General features: G+C 49.0%; 15 protein-coding genes. 10 read left to right on the top strand and 5 right to left on the bottom strand.

The annotated features are described in order from the left end of the window. The 5 genes from AB1552_11775 to AB1552_11755 all read right to left on the bottom strand — a co-directional run. The coding region (locus AB1552_11775; GenBank protein MEW6054445.1) for a GTP-binding protein at window positions 1–116 on the bottom strand (116 nt) is incomplete at its 3' end. A 24-nt stretch (window positions 117–140) separates the two neighbouring features. After that, window positions 141–2,219: an elongation factor G gene (fusA, locus tag AB1552_11770; GenBank protein MEW6054444.1), complete on the bottom strand. Its 2,079-nt coding sequence runs from the start codon at window positions 2,217–2,219 to the stop codon at window positions 141–143. Window positions 2,220–2,240: 21 nt separating this feature from the next. Then, window positions 2,241–2,711: a 30S ribosomal protein S7 gene (gene rpsG / locus AB1552_11765; protein ID MEW6054443.1), complete on the bottom strand. Its 471-nt coding sequence runs from the start codon at window positions 2,709–2,711 to the stop codon at window positions 2,241–2,243. A 13-nt stretch (window positions 2,712–2,724) separates the two neighbouring features. Next, complete coding sequence (rpsL, locus tag AB1552_11760) at window positions 2,725–3,096, bottom strand: 30S ribosomal protein S12 (protein MEW6054442.1); 372 nt, start codon at window positions 3,094–3,096, stop codon at window positions 2,725–2,727. A gap of 144 nt (window positions 3,097–3,240) precedes the next feature. Beyond that, a complete protein-coding gene (locus AB1552_11755; GenBank protein MEW6054441.1) occupies window positions 3,241–4,338 on the bottom strand; it encodes a 3-methyl-2-oxobutanoate dehydrogenase subunit VorB in 1,098 nt (365 codons plus the stop codon). 200 nt (window positions 4,339–4,538) lie between these two features. Between AB1552_11755 and AB1552_11750 the strand changes: the two genes are divergently transcribed. The 10 genes from AB1552_11750 to metG all read left to right on the top strand — a co-directional run bounded on the left by AB1552_11750 (window position 4,539) and on the right by metG (window position 17,402). Further along, window positions 4,539–5,414: a glycine--tRNA ligase subunit alpha gene (locus AB1552_11750; GenBank protein MEW6054440.1), complete on the top strand. Its 876-nt coding sequence runs from the start codon at window positions 4,539–4,541 to the stop codon at window positions 5,412–5,414. 154 nt (window positions 5,415–5,568) lie between these two features. Further along, window positions 5,569–6,144, top strand: coding sequence for an isoprenylcysteine carboxylmethyltransferase family protein (locus AB1552_11745; protein MEW6054439.1), 576 nt, complete (start codon window positions 5,569–5,571; stop codon window positions 6,142–6,144). A gap of 67 nt (window positions 6,145–6,211) precedes the next feature. After that, window positions 6,212–10,549 carry an acyl-CoA dehydratase activase gene (locus AB1552_11740; protein ID MEW6054438.1) on the top strand — a complete coding sequence of 1,446 codons (4,338 nt, stop codon included), beginning with the start codon at window positions 6,212–6,214 and terminating at the stop codon, window positions 10,547–10,549. Between the two features lie 63 nt (window positions 10,550–10,612). Continuing rightward, entirely contained in the window at window positions 10,613–10,711 is a 99-nt protein-coding gene (locus AB1552_11735; GenBank protein ID MEW6054437.1) for an AURKAIP1/COX24 domain-containing protein, read from the top strand. 189 nt (window positions 10,712–10,900) lie between these two features. Next, window positions 10,901–11,914 carry a hypothetical protein gene (locus tag AB1552_11730; GenBank protein ID MEW6054436.1) on the top strand — a complete coding sequence of 338 codons (1,014 nt, stop codon included), beginning with the start codon at window positions 10,901–10,903 and terminating at the stop codon, window positions 11,912–11,914. An 18-nt stretch (window positions 11,915–11,932) separates the two neighbouring features. After that, complete coding sequence (gene tmk / locus AB1552_11725; protein MEW6054435.1) at window positions 11,933–12,556, top strand: dTMP kinase; 624 nt, start codon at window positions 11,933–11,935, stop codon at window positions 12,554–12,556. A gap of 38 nt (window positions 12,557–12,594) precedes the next feature. Further along, window positions 12,595–13,749 (top strand): OmpA family protein, encoded by a 1,155-nt coding sequence (locus AB1552_11720; GenBank protein MEW6054434.1) that lies wholly within the window; start codon window positions 12,595–12,597, stop codon window positions 13,747–13,749. Between the two features lie 142 nt (window positions 13,750–13,891). After that, complete coding sequence (gene holB / locus AB1552_11715) at window positions 13,892–14,941, top strand: DNA polymerase III subunit delta' (GenBank protein MEW6054433.1); 1,050 nt, start codon at window positions 13,892–13,894, stop codon at window positions 14,939–14,941. Beyond that, complete coding sequence (gene ricT, locus AB1552_11710; protein ID MEW6054432.1) at window positions 14,934–15,815, top strand: regulatory iron-sulfur-containing complex subunit RicT; 882 nt, start codon at window positions 14,934–14,936, stop codon at window positions 15,813–15,815. Before holB ends, ricT begins: the two co-directional genes overlap by 8 nt. Next, entirely contained in the window at window positions 15,816–17,402 is a 1,587-nt protein-coding gene (metG, locus tag AB1552_11705; GenBank protein MEW6054431.1) for a methionine--tRNA ligase, read from the top strand. It abuts the gene before it with no gap. Window positions 17,403–17,454: the final 52 nt, after the last annotated feature.

Below are 17,454 nucleotides of genomic sequence, written 5' to 3'. Positions count from 1 at the left end.
TTCATCGCCAGTACCTTCGTGATCGCCGATGTCAATGTCGTCTTCCCGTGGTCTACGTGCCCTATCGTCCCTATGTTCGCATGAGGCTTTACCCTCTCAAACTTAGCCTTTGCCATTTTTCCTCCTCCTCTTCAAAGGCATTATTCGCCCCTCACCACTGCTATGATTCCCTCAGAGACTCCCTTGGGAACCTCATCATAATGTGAAAACTGCATTGTATACGTAGCCCTTCCCTGTGATTTCGACCGCAGATCGGTCGCATAGCCAAACATTTCTGCCAAAGGGGACAGTCCTTTAATAACCTGGACATTCCCTCTTCTCTCAATATTCTGGATCCTGCCGCGACGGGCGGTAAGATCCCCGATCACATCACCCATGTATTCTTCAGGTGTGACAATCTCAATGCTCATAATGGGTTCCAGAAGAACCGGCCTGGCATTTTTTGCAGCATCTTTAAAAGCCATTGACCCTGCAATCTTGAATGCCATTTCCGAGGAGTCAACCTCGTGATATGAACCGTCATAAAGTATGGCCTTAATATCAACAACAGGATAGCCCGCGAGAATTCCCCTGTCAGCTGCTTCTTTGAGCCCCTTTTCCACAGCAGGGACATATTCACGGGGAATTGCACCGCCAACGATTTTGTTTTCAAATTCAAATCCCTTGCCAGCTTCCTGTGGCTCTATCTCTATATAGACATGACCGAATTGTCCGCGTCCGCCCGACTGCCTGACAAATCTGCCCTCTGCCTTTGCCGCTCCCCTGATGGTCTCCTTGTATGCCACCTGGGGTTTTCCCACATTTGCGCTGACCTTGAACTCCCTGAGAAGCCTGTCAACAATAATCTCGAGGTGAAGTTCTCCCATGCCGGATATGATGGTCTGGCCCGTCTCTTCATTGAACGAGACCCGGAATGAGGGGTCTTCCTGGGCAAGCTTCGCCAGCGACTGTGAAAGCTTTTCCTGGTCGGCTTTTGTCTTCGGCTCAATCGCGACCGACATAACCGGCTCAGGGAACTCCATTGACTCAAGAATAATAGGATTCTTTTCGTCACAGAGCGTATCGCCGGTAAGCGTGTTTTTCAGTCCTACTACTGCAGCGATATCTCCGGCAGACACTTCCTTCACTTCCTCACGCTTGTTTGCATGCATTTTCAGAATCCTGCCGACTCTTTCCTTGTTGTCTTTCGTCGAATTATATATGTATGAACCTGCGCTTAACATGCCTGAATAGACTCTGATAAAGGTCAGTTGCCCGACAAACGGGTCAGTCATGACCTTGAAGGCAATGGCAGAGAAGGGTTCACTGTCATCTGCATGCCTGACAATGACAGAATCGCTCCTGGGAATCTTCCCGACAACAGGCGGGATATCTGTCGGGGACGGCAGGTAGTCAATAATCCCGTCGAGCAGCAGCTGCACTCCCTTGTTCCGGAATGCAGAACCGCAGAGGACAGGAGTCAGTTTCAGATCCAATGTCCCTTTTCTTAACACAGCCGTTATCTCATCATCCTTTATGTCTTCTTTTCCAAGATACTTCTCCATAAGAGTGTCATCTACATCAGCCAGGGCCTCCAGCATCTTCTCTCTGTGCTCGAGCGCACTCGGGAGCAGTTCTTCGGGGATGTCACCCTCTGTATAGTTTGCCCCAAGCGTTTCATCGTCATAGTATATTGCCCTCATTCTGACAAGATCGACCAGGCCCCTGAAGGTATCTTCGGCCCCAATAGGCATCTGGACAGGAACCGGATTTGCATCAAGACGCTCAATCATGCTGTTTACACTCATAAAGAAATCAGCACCTACCCTATCCATTTTATTCATAAACGCGATGCGGGGAACTCCATATTTATTCGCCTGCCGCCAGACCGTCTCTGATTGTGGTTCCACGCCGGCAACAGAATCGAATACGGCAACAGCACCGTCAAGTACCCGCAATGATCTTTCTACCTCGATCGTAAAATCAACATGGCCGGGTGTATCTATAATATTGATTCTGCAATCCTTCCAGTAGCATGTGGTAGCGGCAGAGGTAATGGTAATTCCTCTTTCCTGCTCCTGAACCATCCAGTCCATCACAGCGGTGCCGTCATGGACTTCTCCTATCTTATAGGTTACACCTGTATAGTAGAGAACACGTTCTGTCGTCGTAGTCTTCCCTGCATCGATATGTGCCATAATGCCGATATTGCGCGTCTTTTGTAATTGAAACCTTGACAAAACCTTTCTCCTCTATTCTTCCTACCATCTATAATGTGCAAAAGCCTTATTGGCATCTGCCATTTTGTGGGTATCTTCTTTTTTCTTGATCGTAGACCCCGTATTGTTAAACGCATCCAGCAACTCTCCTGCAAGCCTTTCCCGCATGGTCTTTTCATTTCTTGCCCTTGAATAATTGATAATCCACCTGAATGCAAGGGCCGTACGCCTGTGAGGCCTGATCTCGACAGGCACCTGATATGTTGCTCCGCCGACTCTCCTCGGCTTGACTTCCAGAACAGGTTTCGCATTTTCGAGAGCCGTCTTGAATACTTTAAGGGGATCGTTGCCTGTCTTCTGCTTCAGGATATCGAACGCGCGATAGCAGATCTGCTCTGCAGTGGATTTCTTTCCGCTCTCCATCAGGGCATTAATGAATTTGCTGACGATTTTACTGTTGAATTTCGGATCAGGCAAAATATCTCTTTTTTCTGCAACTCTTCTTCTTGGCATGTATTACTCTCTCTTATTTAGGCTTTTTTGCCCCGTATTTTGATCTCCCCCGCCTCCTGTCGGCAACTCCCATGGAATCCAGAGTTCCTCTGATGATGTGATACCGTACACCGGGAAGATCCTTTACTCTGCCACCTCTTATCATCACAATGGAATGTTCCTGGAGATTATGACCTACTCCGGGAATGTATGCGGTAACCTCCATAGCATTCATCAGTCTGACCCTTGCAACCTTCCTTAAGGCGGAATTGGGCTTTTTCGGTGTTGTGGTATACACCCTGACACAGACACCTCTCTTCTGGGGACACGATCTCAGCGCCGGACTTTTGGTCTTGATCCTGACCTTCTCACGCCCGTTTTTTACCAGTTGTGCTATAGTAGGCACTTTACCTCCAAACAATTATTTAATTATGAAAGCTGGATTACACAGCAAGTGGAAATATTACCAGAGAAAAATCTTTTTGTCAAGGTATCTGCTGTTGAAAAAAGACAGAAAACTTTTTTTCAATATTGACAGAAGATACTCACCTTAAACATCCCTGTGGTTGAATTCTTCATTAACACGATACCGGCTCCGGCTTATTACCATGCTTACCATCTGCTCGACCTCTTCAGGTGTTATAAGGGCGCCACCTGCCCTGCCATAAAATTCTACCTCTGACCTTCCGTTTACTGCAAGCCTGACATCCTCCACCATCTGCCCGGTGTTCATTTCTATCGTGATGAAACGCCTCTTTTCTCCGGAAAGAAAAAACAGCTCCTCTTCAGGAAACGGGAAAAGCGTAATCGGTCTGAAAAGACCCGCTTTGACCCCCTCCCTCCTGAGTCTCTTAACCGCAGCAAGGGCAATCCGCGCAACTATTCCGAACGCAACAATCACGAATTCCGCGTCATCGGCATAATAGCTTTCACATCTGACCTCTTTGCTTTTCATCAGCTTGTATTTCCTCTGGAGAATGGTGTTCCTCATTTCCAGTTCTCCGTCTCCCATATACAGGGTTTTTATCACCCTTGGCTGCCTGTTCCTGCACCCGTCGAGAATCCAGTTCTTTGCAGGAAGATCAGGCGGCACATGCGGATGCTGATGGAATGGTTCCATCATCTGGCCGATAATGCCGTCTCCGAGAATCATTGCCGGAGTTCTGTATTCATCGGCCTTATCAAACGCAAGCATGGTAAGGTCCCAAAGTTCCTGAAGGCTGTTTGGTGCATACACGATCATCCGGTAATCACCGTGCCCGCCTCCCTTCACCGACTGGAAATAGTCTGACTGGCTGCCGGAAATATTCCCGAGACCGGGCCCTCCCCTCTGCATATTCACGATAACCGCCGGCAGTTCCGCACCCGCCAGAAATGAGATCGCCTCCTGCATAAGACTTATGCCGGGGCTGCTCGATGAGGTCATGGCTCTCGCACCCGCAGCAGAAGCCCCGTATACCATATTAATCGCAGCCACCTCACTTTCGGCCTGTATGAACACACCGCCGATTTCAGGCATTCTGCGGGACATATATTCCGGGATTTCGTTCTGCGGAGTTATCGGGTAGCCTGCATAAAAGCGGCATCCAGCCCGGATTGCAGCCTCTGCGATCGCTTCATTGCCCCTCATGAGAATTTTCCTGTGCATTTGCTGAAAATTATACCACAAAAGATGCGCCTTTCATCGCTTCAGAAAAGCAGCATATCGATATACTTTCTTCTCATCCTGCCCAATGTGACAATCCCGGGCTGATGGTTTTCTGAAAAGAAGAAGTCCCCCGCTGCATGGTGGCTGATTGACAAACTGCAACTTCTTCTTTTATGATTTTTTACTTTACCGGAGGTGCTATGTATTTTCAGGATCTTATTTTGCAGCTCCATCAGTTCTGGTCCGAGAAGGGCTGCATTCTGTTGCAGCCATATGATATTGAGGTAGGCGCAGGGACATTCCATCCCGCCACTTTTTTCAGGGTTCTTGGACCGGAACCATGGAAAGTGGCATATGTTGAGCCCTCAAGAAGGCCGACAGACGGCAGATACGGAGAAAATCCGAACAGGCTCCAGCATTATTATCAGTATCAGGTCATCCTGAAGCCATCCCCGCCTGACAGCCAGGAGGTCTATCTTGAAAGCATCTCCTACCTTGGCATTGATCCTCTCAAACACGATATCAGGTTTGTCGAGGATGACTGGGAATCACCGACACTCGGGGCCTGGGGACTTGGCTGGGAAGTCTGGCTTGACGGCATGGAAATTACCCAGTTCACCTATTTCCAGCAGGTCGGAGGCATAGACCTGAAACCGGTATCCCTTGAACTCACCTACGGTCTTGAAAGAATCGCCATGTATCTGCAGGAAGTGGATAACGTTTACAGTCTCGAGTGGTGCAAAGGCATAAAATACGGTGAAATACACCATACCGGAGAAGTGGAATTCTCCAAGTTCAATTTTGATTATGCAGACACCGAACTTCTGATGAGACAGTTTGAATCTTTTGAGAAGGAATCCATCCGGCTGAATGAAGCCGGACTGGTACTTCCGTCGTATGAGTTTTGCCTGAAATGCTCGCATACTTTCAACCTGCTTGATGCACGAGGAGCAATATCTGTCACCGAGAGAACGGGCTATATTGCACGTGTCAGGAATCTTGCCCGGCTGTGTGCAAGGGCGTACTTCAATCAGCGTGAAGAGATGGGGTACCCGCTCCTTTCAGGCGCCTCTTAGTTTTCCGCAACGCTGTCCGGCAGAAATACCTTTTGCTGCCGGGATATCGGTGTTTTTTCTTTACTTGCAGAACATGGCATACCGGAAATATCGCCTGTTTGAATCATTATGGTATCCTGTATTTTATACGCCTGTCACAGGAGAGGATAACCCGATGAATGATCTCATCGCCATTATGACGATTATGTTCTGGCCTGTCATTCCGCTTTTCTGGATCCCCGTGCATTTTTTTCCGGGCTTTTTCAGAAGAATCGGGTTTTTCACCTACATGATGCCTCTCTTCACTTGGGTACCCGTTGCGTATCTCATTTATATGAACAGAGAATTTCTGATTCAGACAAATGCAGAGTTGCCTGTGTCACTGAAGATCCTCGGCATATTCTTCCTCGCTTCAGGCTCCCTTCTGCACATATGGACGGCAAAGCTTCTCGGACTGTGGGGCATTATCGGCGTCCCGGAAATCTCGCACAGGATCAGAGAAAACCTTGTGACCAGAGGCCCCTTCTCGCGTGTAAGGCACCCGACTTACTCAGCACATACCCTGATATTCTCGGGTGTTTTCCTCATGACCGGCGTGATTGCTGTCGGCATTCTGACTCTTCTGGATCTCTTCATAGTGGTTACCTTCATCATTCCCCTCGAGGAGAGAGAACTCTCGGTCCGGTTCGGTGAAAGCTACAGGCGTTACAGGGAAAAAGTTCCTTCACGTATCTGCCCGTGGATCTACTGATGCTGAAGTCCTTTCCGGTTCATGAGATGCCGGGTATATGGTATAATGCTAAAAAATCGGAACAGCAATGATCTTTATCGGTCTGGATGCAGGTTCGGTCAGTGTAAAGCTTGTTGTTCTGGATGATGCAAGCAGCAAGCTTTACAGCCGCTACCAAAGACATAAAGGGCATCCCATTGCCATTGCCCTCAAACTCCTGAGAGAAGTTGCAGAGTCAGAAATATTTCATCTTCATGACTCGAATACCCGCTCTCTGTCCGTCACCGGTTCGGCCGGAAGACTGGTCGCGTCCATTCTTGGCATAGAACCGGTGAATGAGATTGTCGCCCAGGCATATTCGACCCATGTTCTTTTCCCGCACATAAAGACGATCATAGAAATGGGTGGGGAAGATTCAAAGCTTATTCTCCTTGACGAAGATACGCGCTCGATAAAAGACTTTTCCATGAATTCCGTATGCGCTGCAGGAACCGGTTCCTTTCTTGACCAGCAGGCAGAACGGTTGAAGCTTACTATTGAAGAATTCAGCGACCTTGCGCTCATGTCGAAAAAACCTCCCAGGATAGCAGGGAGATGCAGTGTGTTTGCGAAATCCGACATGATTCACCTCCAGCAGATCGCAACTCCTGTTGAAGATATCGTGGCAGGACTTTGTTTTGCTGTTGCGAGAAACTTCAAGGGTTCCATTTCAAGAGGAAGGCTCCTGGTTCCTCCTGTATCATTCCAGGGAGGAGTGGCGGCAAATAAGGGAATGGTGCGTGCATTCAGAGAAATACTCGGACTTCATGAACTTCTTGTTCCGGAAGATCATGCCTTAATGGGCGCAATCGGCGCCGCATTAAAAAATATTCAGGAAAAAACTCAGCAGCATTTTGACATTTCACGAATAGAGGAATTCCTGAAATCGTACCGGCCTCTTAATGAGGGGTATCCGCCGCTCGGCAATAATGCATCATCAGCCAGCCGGGAAATGTCGGTTGGCCGGATCCATGAAACAGATCCCCTCAATTCCGAACGGACCAGGGCCTATCTCGGTATAGATATAGGGTCCATAAGCACAAATCTTGCGGTCATTGATGAAGAAGGAAGACTCCTTGCAAAGCGGTATCTCATGACATCAGGACGGCCCATAGAAGCCGTCATGCAGGGCCTTTCAGAGATAGAGGAAGAGGTGGGGGAACGTGTTGAGATTATGGGCGTCGGAACAACCGGGTCCGGCAGATATATGATCGCCGATTATGTGGGGGCAGACATTGTCAAAAACGAGATCACTGCCCAGGCCACCGCAGCAGCCTTTATCGACAGGGAAGTTGATACCATATTCGAAATCGGGGGACAGGACTCAAAGTTCATATCCCTGAAAAACGGGGTAATCATTGACTTTGAAATGAACAAGGCCTGTGCAGCCGGAACAGGATCTTTTCTTGAGGAACAGGCCGAGAAGCTTAACATCTCGGTCAAAGGCGAATTTGAGGAGTCTGCGCTCTCTGCGAAGCATCCCTGCAGGCTGGGTGAAAGGTGCACGGTATTCATGGAAAATTCCCTGATGGCAAATCTGCAGAAAGGAGCCGACAGGAATGACCTTCTTGCAGGTCTTGCATATTCGATTGTACAGAACTATATCAACCGGGTTGTTGCCGGAAAGCATATCGGCAGCAATATATTTTTTCAGGGCGGGGTTGCCTTCAACAAATCCGTTGTTGCTGCATTCGAAAAATATCTTGACAAAAAAATAACTGTCCCTCCCCACCATGACGTCACCGGAGCGATCGGCATGGCGTTGATAGCGAAAAGACACATGGGAATCCGGGAATCATCGGGCAACGGGCAGGACACACACCAGTGTGCGTCCGCTACAACATTCAAGGGATTCGAACTATCGAAACGCCCGTACGAGATATCCTCATTTGAATGCAAAGGCTGTCCGAATGTCTGTGAGATCAACAGGGTTAAGATTGCCGGGGAAGGCGGTTTCCTCTTTTACGGCGGACGATGTGAAAAATACGATGTGAGGAAGAAAAAACCGTCAGGAAAGCCGGACCTCTTCCTTTTCAGGGAAGAGATGCTATGGAAAGAACATCTCGAAAGAAAAGCAGCAGACGGCAGCCTTAGTCCGGAAGAACATTCCTCCTCCGGCAAAGAGCATCCGGGAAAGGGCAATGGATCAGAGCCGTCCGCTCAATCGCGCAAACCGGTAATCGGCATTCCTTATATTTTTTACCTTCACGATTATCTTCCCTTCTGGACGACGCTTCTTTGGGAACTGGGTTTCTGTGTGGAAGTATCCCCAAAAACAAACAGACAGATTGTCAATCTTGGCCTTGAGCGGGTGCTTTCCGAAGCCTGCTTCCCTGTGAAGGTTGCACATGGACATATCCAGCATCTGCTGGACAAAAACGTTGATGCTATATTCCTGCCGAGCTTTGTGAATCTCAACACGCCTGAAGACAGGATGGAGAGAGGTCTTGCATGCCCCTACACACAAACGATTCCCTATATCTCAGAAGTCGCATTCCAGGGAATCAGGCTGCTCAAACCGGTAATAAATATGAGACGCGGCAGAAAATTCCTTATTGATCAGCTTGCCGCTGCCTTGAAAAGTTTCGGAATAAAAAAATCCCGTATCTCAAAGGCAATCGAAAGCGCCTACCCTGCACAGGACGAATTCAATAATGCCATAAAGACAAAGGGAGCCGAAATACTGTCAGAAGTCAAAGACAGCACCATTGTAATCATCGGCAGGGCATACAATTCCCTTGACAGCGGGGTTAACCTTGAAATACCCAAAAAACTTGCCGATCTCGATATCCTCTCCATTCCCTATGATTTTCTCCCGATCGAGAATTATGCAATAGAGCGCGAATGGCCGAATATGTACTGGCGGTCGGGACAGCGTATCCTGAAGGCCGCAAGATATGTCCGCGAACATGCCAATCTGTATGCCATCTACATTGGCAATTTTCTGTGCGGGCCCGATTCTTTCATATTGAAATTCTTCAAGAAGGAAATGGGGAAAAAGCCTTTTCTCCATATCGAGATAGATGAACACAGTGCCGATGCGGGAGCGATAACAAGGTGCGAAGCGTTCATGGACAGCGTGGAAAACCAGCGTGCCGAATACGGGAAACAGGGGAGCGAGCAGGCGTTTGCACCTGATCCGTGTACAGTTCCCCCCGCTTCTGTGCCCGTTACAAATCACGCGGAACGTACGATCTTCATCCCGCGGATGTCAGACCATGCATTTGCCCTTGCAGCAGCCTTTCAGCGTTGCGGGGTGGATGCCGAGATCCTTCCCGAATCTGACAAAACAACCACAGATATAGGAAGGAAATACGTTTCCGGCAAGGAATGCTATCCCTGCACTGTTACCACGGGTGACATGTTGAAAAAAGCTATGGCAGCGGATTTCATCCCGGGGAAAAGCGCTTTCTTCATGCCGTCAGGCACCGGTCCCTGCAGATTCGGTCAATATAATGTCTTCCACAGGTTCGTTCTCGACAGTCTGGGATATCCTGATGTACCGATATTCTCCCCGAATCAGGATACCACCTTCTACAAAGACCTTGGAATTGTCGGAAAAGACTTCACCATGCACGCATGGAAAGGCATTATCTCCTTCGAACTGCTACAGAAATGCCTCCACGAAACAAGACCATACGAACAAGAGCAGGGCGCTGCGGATGCATTATACGAACGCTATTTCAGAAAAGTGTACCAGCTGTTGAAATCTGACAATAACGGGTCCCTTGAAGAGACGCTCAGGGAAATAAGGCGTGACTTTGAGAACCTTCCGAGATACAGGGAGAGAAAGCCCCTAATCGGCATCATCGGCGAGATATTCGTCCGTTCCCACAGGTTTTCGAATGAAGACCTTGTGAAAAAAGTCGAAGCGCTCGGCGGAGAGGTCTGGCTCGCACCGGTAGAAGAATGGATTTATTATGTCAATCTTGTGGGCCTGAAGAAGGCATTGTTAAAAAAGGAGAAGTCTGCTATTATTAGTTTTTTCCTGAAGAGATTCTTCCAGAAAAGGATAGAACACAGGTTTGCAAAATATTTTCATGGTTTCCTGCAAACGCTGAAGGAGCCCGAGACAAGGGAGATTATCGATAAGGCTTCTCCATATCTCCACAGCTCCTTTGAGGGTGAAACTATCCTGAGCATCGGGAAAAGCATTGACCTGATAGAAAAAGGGGCATCGGGTATTATTAATGCCATGCCGTTCGGCTGCATGCCCGGCACAATAGTAACCGCCCTCTTGAGAGGAGTGGGCAGGGATTACGGCATTCCCTGCATAAGTATCCCGTATGACGGGACGGAGTCGCCCGCGACAGAGATACAGCTTGAGGCGTTCCTGGATCAGGCAAAAGAGTTCAGCAAACAGATTACAGTAAACAGAAAGCACTGAATCGCATTTGTGCTGCCTACTGATTACTGAATTCTTTCATATTAGAGACGAGGAGGTACATGTGTGGGCAACGTAAAAAAATGGCGTAAGAAAAAAATGAGCAAACACAAACACAAAAAACTCAGGAAAAAGACAAAGTTCCAGAGAAGAAAGAGCAAATAATCACCCTGCTATGCGGATGCCTCGCATATCCGCAGGGCAGATATCCCTTCGAGGCTAATACCCCTTGCATCTGCAGCGGGTATTAGCCGCAATACTCACAAAAAAATCCCGGCCATTTTGCGTGGTTTTCTTTTCTGCTGATGTCATTTCCTATTGACTTGGGAACTTGTGGATGGAGTATCATGTAGCATGTTTGCTCCGTTTACCACAACAGGCATCGGCAGTCTGCCTCATACAGACACTGAAAAGGCCTGCAGGCTCATCCTTGAAACATTCGATATTCCGTTCTGGCCCCAGTTCCCATGCCTGTCATTCCGTGAACTGATGATACCCCAGTATTCAGAAGGCATGCCATGCCTCAGGATCGACGAAAAACGGGAAACAGCCTGGATAGAGAAAGACGGTGATGAGCTGACAAAATTTTATGATACCTATACTGACGACCTCCTGCTCCCTGTGTCTGATGCATATGCACAGGGTTTTCACGCATTCATCAGGTCTGTTCAGGGCAGCCGTTTTGCGTTCCTTAAGGGACATGTTACAGGACCTCTCACCTTTACCCTTGGAATCAAAGACTCCGGCGGAAAACTCCTGTATTTTGATGAAGAACTCCGGGAAATCGCCCTGATGGTGCTCAAGGCAAAGATAAGGTGGCAGGTAAAAGCATTGCAGTCACATGCCGATCAGGTAATCATATTCATAGATGAGCCCATACTTTCCGCGCTCGGCAGTTCCGGGTATCTCGGGGTAGCCGCTGACGAGGCATTGAGGCTTTTGAAGGAGACAGCAGATACGGTCATGGAATCCGGCGCCATTTCCGGCATTCACTGCTGCAGCAAGGCCGACTGGCCCCTGGTAATTGGCAGCGGTGCACACATTATCAGTTTCGACGCATATGACTACCTCGAAACGATCTCGCTCTTCCCCTCGGAATTCACCGGGTTTCTGAAACGCGGGGGATACCTTGCATGGGGCATTGTTCCGACAACTGAACTGATACGGGTCGAAGACACCGGAACGATAAAGGAACGCTTCGATCAGGGAATTGAAACATTGTCCCGCTCAATCCCGGCCGACCTCCTGCGATCTCAGATACTGCTGACTCCTTCATGCGGCACAGGATCAAGGAGTACGGAAGAAGCGGAAAAGGTGTTCAGGATACTGGTCGAACTGAAGGAAGCTCTGCTTCAGACACGCAGGTAAGATTGAAGGACATCCCATATGAAGGGCGCTTTCATAACATTCGAAGGGATAGAGGGGACAGGCAAGTCGACCCAGGCGAAACTCCTTTACGAATATTTCAGGGGGAGAGGGTTGGATGTCGTCCTGACCGCAGAGCCCGGTGGTACCGGAATCGGGCTCGGGATAAGGAAACTCCTTCTTTCCGTCGAACACAAAGAAATGCTGCCGGTTACGGAGCTTCTCCTCTACAATGCTTCGCGCTCACAGCATATCGGAGAAATCATCAACCCTGCACTCAACAGAGGTGCCCTGGTCATAAGTGACAGGTTCACAGACTCCACAATTGCGTATCAGGGGTATGGAAGGGGCATTGATTTGCAGCTTCTCGATGCAATTGACTGCATCGCTACAGGGAGAATGAGACCCGGCATCACCCTTCTCCTTGACATCGATGTGGAAACAGGATTGATGAGGAACAGGGACATCAACAAGGCAGACAGGTTTGAGCTGGAGGACGCAGCGTTTCATGAAAAGGTGAGAGCCGGATATCGCCGTCTCGCCGCAGAAGAACCCGGAAGGATTAAAATTATCGACGCCACCGGAAGCATAGGTGAACTACATGGCAGAATAGTCAGGATAGTCTCAGACCATACAGGCTACTGATGAATTTCTGATGAAAAAGCTACCCAGGGAGAAAAACTATGAACAACATTGTTAACCCGTCCCGTGCAGCGAATACCAGTCTGTTATTGGTGTTTGGAGTAATACTTATCATCTCAGCGTTCCTGCTCACCGGCTGCGCATCAGCTCCTGAAAAAAACGCAGCCCTTGCACGTGCACGCTCCGCATATGAACAGGCCCGGGCAAATCCGGAGATAGCGAAAATCGCTCCCGTGTCCATGCATGAAGCTTCCCAGGCACTGAAAAAAGCCGAACAGGCCAAAGACTCTGACGAGATCGAACATCTTGCCTACATTGCGGAGAGAAGATCCTGGATAGCGGTTGCAGAAGCGGAACAAAAGATCGCGCAAAAAGCTGAGGAAGAGCTGATCATACAGAAAGAAAATATTGAGCGTGAAGCCCGTTTGTTTGAAAGCAGAACGTCAGCGGATATCACCGTGGCACAAGCACAGGAAGCTGACCGTCTGAAACAGGAGGCTGAAGCAAAACTGCGTGAGATTCAGCGTGCAAAGGAAGAGGCCGAGTTCCTGGCGATCCAGGCGGAAAAAGCGAGACAGGAAGCCGAAGCAAAAGCCGCTGAACTGGAACGGGCGAGAGAAGAGGCCCGTATAAAGGCGCGGGAAGCGGATCATGCAAAAAAGGAGGCTGATGCAAAGGCGCGGGAACTTGAGATGACAAAAAAAGCAGCTGAAGCCAAAAGGCTTGAGGCAGAAATAGCGCGCGCAAAAGCGGAAAAAGCCGGAGATGCCCCCAAACAACTGGAAAATGAACTTGTGGCACTGAAAGCCAGACAGGAAGACAGGGGGGTAGTGCTGACCCTTGGGTATATCCTCTTTGAAACAAAAAAAGCGGAGTTAATGTCAGGTGCGATGCGGACGATTGATACCCTTGCAGAATTTCTGAAGAAAAATCCGAAACGCAATGTCCTTGTCGAAGGGTTCACCGACAGCGCAGGCAGTGAAGCATTCAACCTTGAGCTTTCCCAGATGAGGGCAAATGCAGTGAGAAATGCATTAACAGAAAAGGGCATTGCCGCGGAAAGAATCACTGCAAAGGGCTATGGGATACAATTCCCTGTAGCAGGTAATGAGACGGAAGCAGGCAGACAGCAGAACCGCCGTGTCGAGATCATCATCCTCGATGAAGGAGTCAGTGCTGAAACAATGCTCCGATAGTTTAATTAACCCAACGATACCCCCGCAGTTTCCTGCCCTTGTCAATATCTTTTCTGCAAGGGTATAATTTCAAAAATATTCTCTCACTGGATGTTCTCTCCCGCTGCAAAGACAGCTGGGAATTATAGATTTCTTAAACGTTATGGCATTGCACGACATTATAGGGCAAGACAGGGCTGTCCAGATCCTTCGTAAGACCATCGGGAGAGGCAGGCTCCCCTCTTCCTATCTCTTTGCGGGTGAATCCGGCATCGGGAAGAAACTGACAGCCGTCAGTCTTGCAAAGGCATTGAACTGCCTCACCCCCGGACAGGGAACAGCAACCTTGGAATCTGATTCGTGCGACGTCTGTTCCTCATGCAGAAAAATCGATTCAGGCACACATCCCGACTTCCTTTTTATCGCCCCGGAAGGTGGCAGGATAAGGATTGAGGAAATCCGGGCTGTTGATGACAGGCTTTCTCTGAAAGCGCTTGAAGGAAGATATAAGGTTGTCATTGTTGATGATGCAGATGCCATGAACCAGTTTGCGGCAAATGCCTTTCTGAAAACGCTCGAGGAACCTCCCGACGACAGCCTGATAATTCTCGTCACCTCAAACCCCGACAGCCTGCCGGACACTATCAGATCCCGGTGTTCACGGATCAATTTCTCCCCGCTTTCACATGAAGACTGCGGCCACGTAATAGAAAGGGCTTTCAGTCAGCAGGCAGCAGACAGCCGGAAATCCCCCGGGCAGAAAGGCAGGAAATCTCCCCGCACACAGCCAGCTCCTGACGGCGAACGCCTGGCTCTGCTGATGCGTCTCTCAATGGGAAGACCGGGCAGAGTGATTTCGGGCGATATCCTTGAAGAAAGGGATTGGTTCCTGCAACTCTTCAGGGACATGCTCCATACGGAAAAAGACGGCTGGGCATCCCGTGAGGAAATGGAACGGTGGTTTGAGATGCTGTTCATCTTCCTCCGGGACATGGTATTTGCAAAAATGGGACGTGATTCCGCGCTTATCAATATCGACCTAAGGGAATATTTGCATAAGTTAAGCAGTTCTCTCGATATAAAGGTTATAATAGAAAGTTACCAAAGGCTTCATGTCTTGAAAGGGTATTTATTCTTTAATCTGAACAAATCCCTCACATGGAACTATTCAGGTGCCCTGCTGAGGACAACAATGGATGATATCAATGCCTGATGCGGTAGGAGTGCGCTTTAAACCCTGTGGAAAGATCTACGAATTCGCAGTCGACGGGATTGAGGTGACCAAGGGAGATTACGTGGTCGTGGAATCTGAACTCGGCATAAACATAGGCAGGGTCGTGACAGAACGCCATCCCGCAGAAGACCCCGAGAAAAAACTGAAAATCATTATCCGCAAGGCAACGGAAGAGGATTTCCTCCAGAAGGAGGAAAACAGGAAACTCGAAAATGAAGCAAGGGAAAACTGCATCGAACGGATTATGGCGCGCGGCCTCCCCATGAAACTCATCTGCACAGAGGCAACCCTTGACAAGAGGCGCATCATTTTCTATTTCACTGCAGAAAAAAGGATCGACTTCAGGGAGCTCGTAAAGGACCTTGCGTCAAAATTCAAGACCAGGATTGAGATGAGACAGATTGGGGTAAGGGATGGGGCAAGGATAATCGGGAACATCGGCATCTGCGGAAGAGAGCTCTGCTGCACCCGGTTCCTCACTTCATTTGAACCCATTTCGATCAAGATGGCAAAAAAACAGGAACTCGTACTGAATACAGGCAAGCTGTCCGGGGCGTGCGGAAGACTCATGTGTTGTTTGGGATTTGAGTATTCTGAAGCATTTGCGGAAGACACTGCCCTGCCGGGCGAGGAGACCCTTGCAGTGACTGAAGAAGAAACGGGCGAATTCGTTGTTGCCTCAAGCGAGGCTCCCGCAGAAACACCTGAACCTGCTGCGCAACCGGTAACCGCCCGCAGCGGTGCCTCCCGGGAGGGGCAGCAAACCCCGAAATCACGGAAAAAGGAAAAAAGCAGGCGCTGGTATATGAAAAAACGCAGGAAAAAAGCGCAACAGAAAAAGGACCCGCAGTAAGTGAACCGCCTGTTCTATGTCACGACACCTATCTATTATGTGAACGACGTTCCCCATATCGGACACGCATACACGACCATTGCTGCAGATATTCTCGCAAGGTACAACAGACTGAAGGGAAAAGATGTGTTTTTCCTCACGGGAACAGACGAGCATGGCCAGAAAGTGGAGAAGGCTGCACAGGAAAAGGCACTGAAACCAAAAGAACATGCGGACGCCATGGTTGCAAATTACCGCAGGCTCTGGCAAAAACTCGATATCAGCAACGATGCATTCATCCGCACAACAGATCCTGAACATATCAGCACAGTGCAGTCAATACTGGGAAAGCTGTACGAAAAAGGAGAAATAGAAAAAAGACTCTATTCCGGATGGTACTGCGTGCCTGATGAGCGGTTCTGGACCGAAAAAGAGGTTATCGAAGGCAAATGTCCTGACTGCAAAAGACATGTGGACCAGATCTCGGAAGAAAATTTTTTCTTCCTGATGTCAAAGTATCAGGAGAAACTCATCAGATATATTGAGGAGAACCCGTCATTTATCTCTCCTGAGACAAGAAAAAACGAGGTGCTCGGCTTCCTGAAGAACAACGTGCTCGGAGACCTCTGCATCTCAAGGCCAAGGCACAGGCTTTCCTGGGGGATACCACTGCCTTTCGACAACGGTTTTGTCACCTATGTCTGGTTCGATGCGCTTCTGAACTATTATTCGGCAACCCAGTACCTTGCCCCGAAATCCCTTCAGGAGAGGAAACTTCCGCCGGATTACTGGTGGCCGCCGGACCACCATCTTATCGGGAAAGACATTCTGACGACTCATGCGATCTACTGGTCTGCAATGCTGATGGCGCTTGAAATGCCTCTCCCCAGAAATATCTTCGCCCACGGATGGTGGACAGTCGAAGGGAAAAAGATGTCCAAGTCATTCCGAAACGTCGTTGATCCGGGCAAGGTGGTCGATGAATACGGAGCGGATCCTTTCAGGTATTTTCTTTTCCGGGAAGTCCCGTTCGGGCTGGACGGAGATTTTTCCGATCAGGCATTAATCAACAGATTCAATACTGAACTCGCCAACGATCTCGGAAATCTCCTGAGCAGAACACTGACCATGATCGAGAAGTATTGTGAAGGAAAGATTCCCTTCCCTCCCCCGTATACCTCTGATAGCGAAACCGATTTTTCCAGGGAGATCCAGCTCAAGAACCTTGCAGAAAATATCTATGCAGAATTCGACCGTTCAATAGAAAAACTCTCGTTTGGCCATGCCCTGGACCGGATCTGGCTCACGGTCAATGAGGCGAATAAACTGATCGAGGATGAAGCTCCGTGGATCCTGTGGAAGGAAGGCAGGGAGATGAAACTTTCAGGAGTGCTTTATGCACTTGCCGAGACACTAAGGATCATTGCGATATTTCTCTCCCCCTTCATGCCGTCCACTGCAGACAGGATATGGAAACAGCTGAATATCAAGGACGAACTGGCAGGGACCCTGCTCCATGCAGAACGGGAATGGGGCAGACTCACACCGGGAACCCTTGTCAATAAAGGGCCTGCCCTGTTTCCAAGGATCCAGAAAAAAGACAGATAAGTATTCAGGACAGAACGAGACGCTTCTTGACTTCGCCACAATCTCTCGGATA

This window comes from Nitrospirota bacterium, assembly GCA_040754395.1.
Lineage (GTDB): Bacteria > Nitrospirota > Thermodesulfovibrionia > Thermodesulfovibrionales > SM23-35 > JBFMCL01.
This window is presented reverse-complemented; position numbering and strand designations above follow the sequence as displayed.

Excerpts from the sequence above, each read along its gene's own strand:
- rpsG (MEW6054443.1), bottom strand. The coding sequence starts at position 2,711 with ATGCCAAGAAGAAGAGTTGCAGAAAAAAGAGATATTTTGCCTGATCCG.
- AB1552_11755 (MEW6054441.1), bottom strand. The coding sequence starts at position 4,338 with ATGCACAGGAAAATTCTCATGAGGGGCAATGAAGCGATCGCAGAGGCT.
- AB1552_11750 (MEW6054440.1), top strand. The coding sequence starts at position 4,539 with ATGTATTTTCAGGATCTTATTTTGCAGCTCCATCAGTTCTGGTCCGAG.
- AB1552_11745 (MEW6054439.1), top strand. The coding sequence starts at position 5,569 with ATGAATGATCTCATCGCCATTATGACGATTATGTTCTGGCCTGTCATT.
- AB1552_11740 (MEW6054438.1), top strand. The coding sequence starts at position 6,212 with ATGATCTTTATCGGTCTGGATGCAGGTTCGGTCAGTGTAAAGCTTGTT.
- AB1552_11730 (MEW6054436.1), top strand. The coding sequence starts at position 10,901 with ATGTTTGCTCCGTTTACCACAACAGGCATCGGCAGTCTGCCTCATACA.
- tmk (MEW6054435.1), top strand. The coding sequence starts at position 11,933 with ATGAAGGGCGCTTTCATAACATTCGAAGGGATAGAGGGGACAGGCAAG.
- AB1552_11720 (MEW6054434.1), top strand. The coding sequence starts at position 12,595 with ATGAACAACATTGTTAACCCGTCCCGTGCAGCGAATACCAGTCTGTTA.
- holB (MEW6054433.1), top strand. The coding sequence starts at position 13,892 with ATGGCATTGCACGACATTATAGGGCAAGACAGGGCTGTCCAGATCCTT.
- ricT (MEW6054432.1), top strand. The coding sequence starts at position 14,934 with ATGCCTGATGCGGTAGGAGTGCGCTTTAAACCCTGTGGAAAGATCTAC.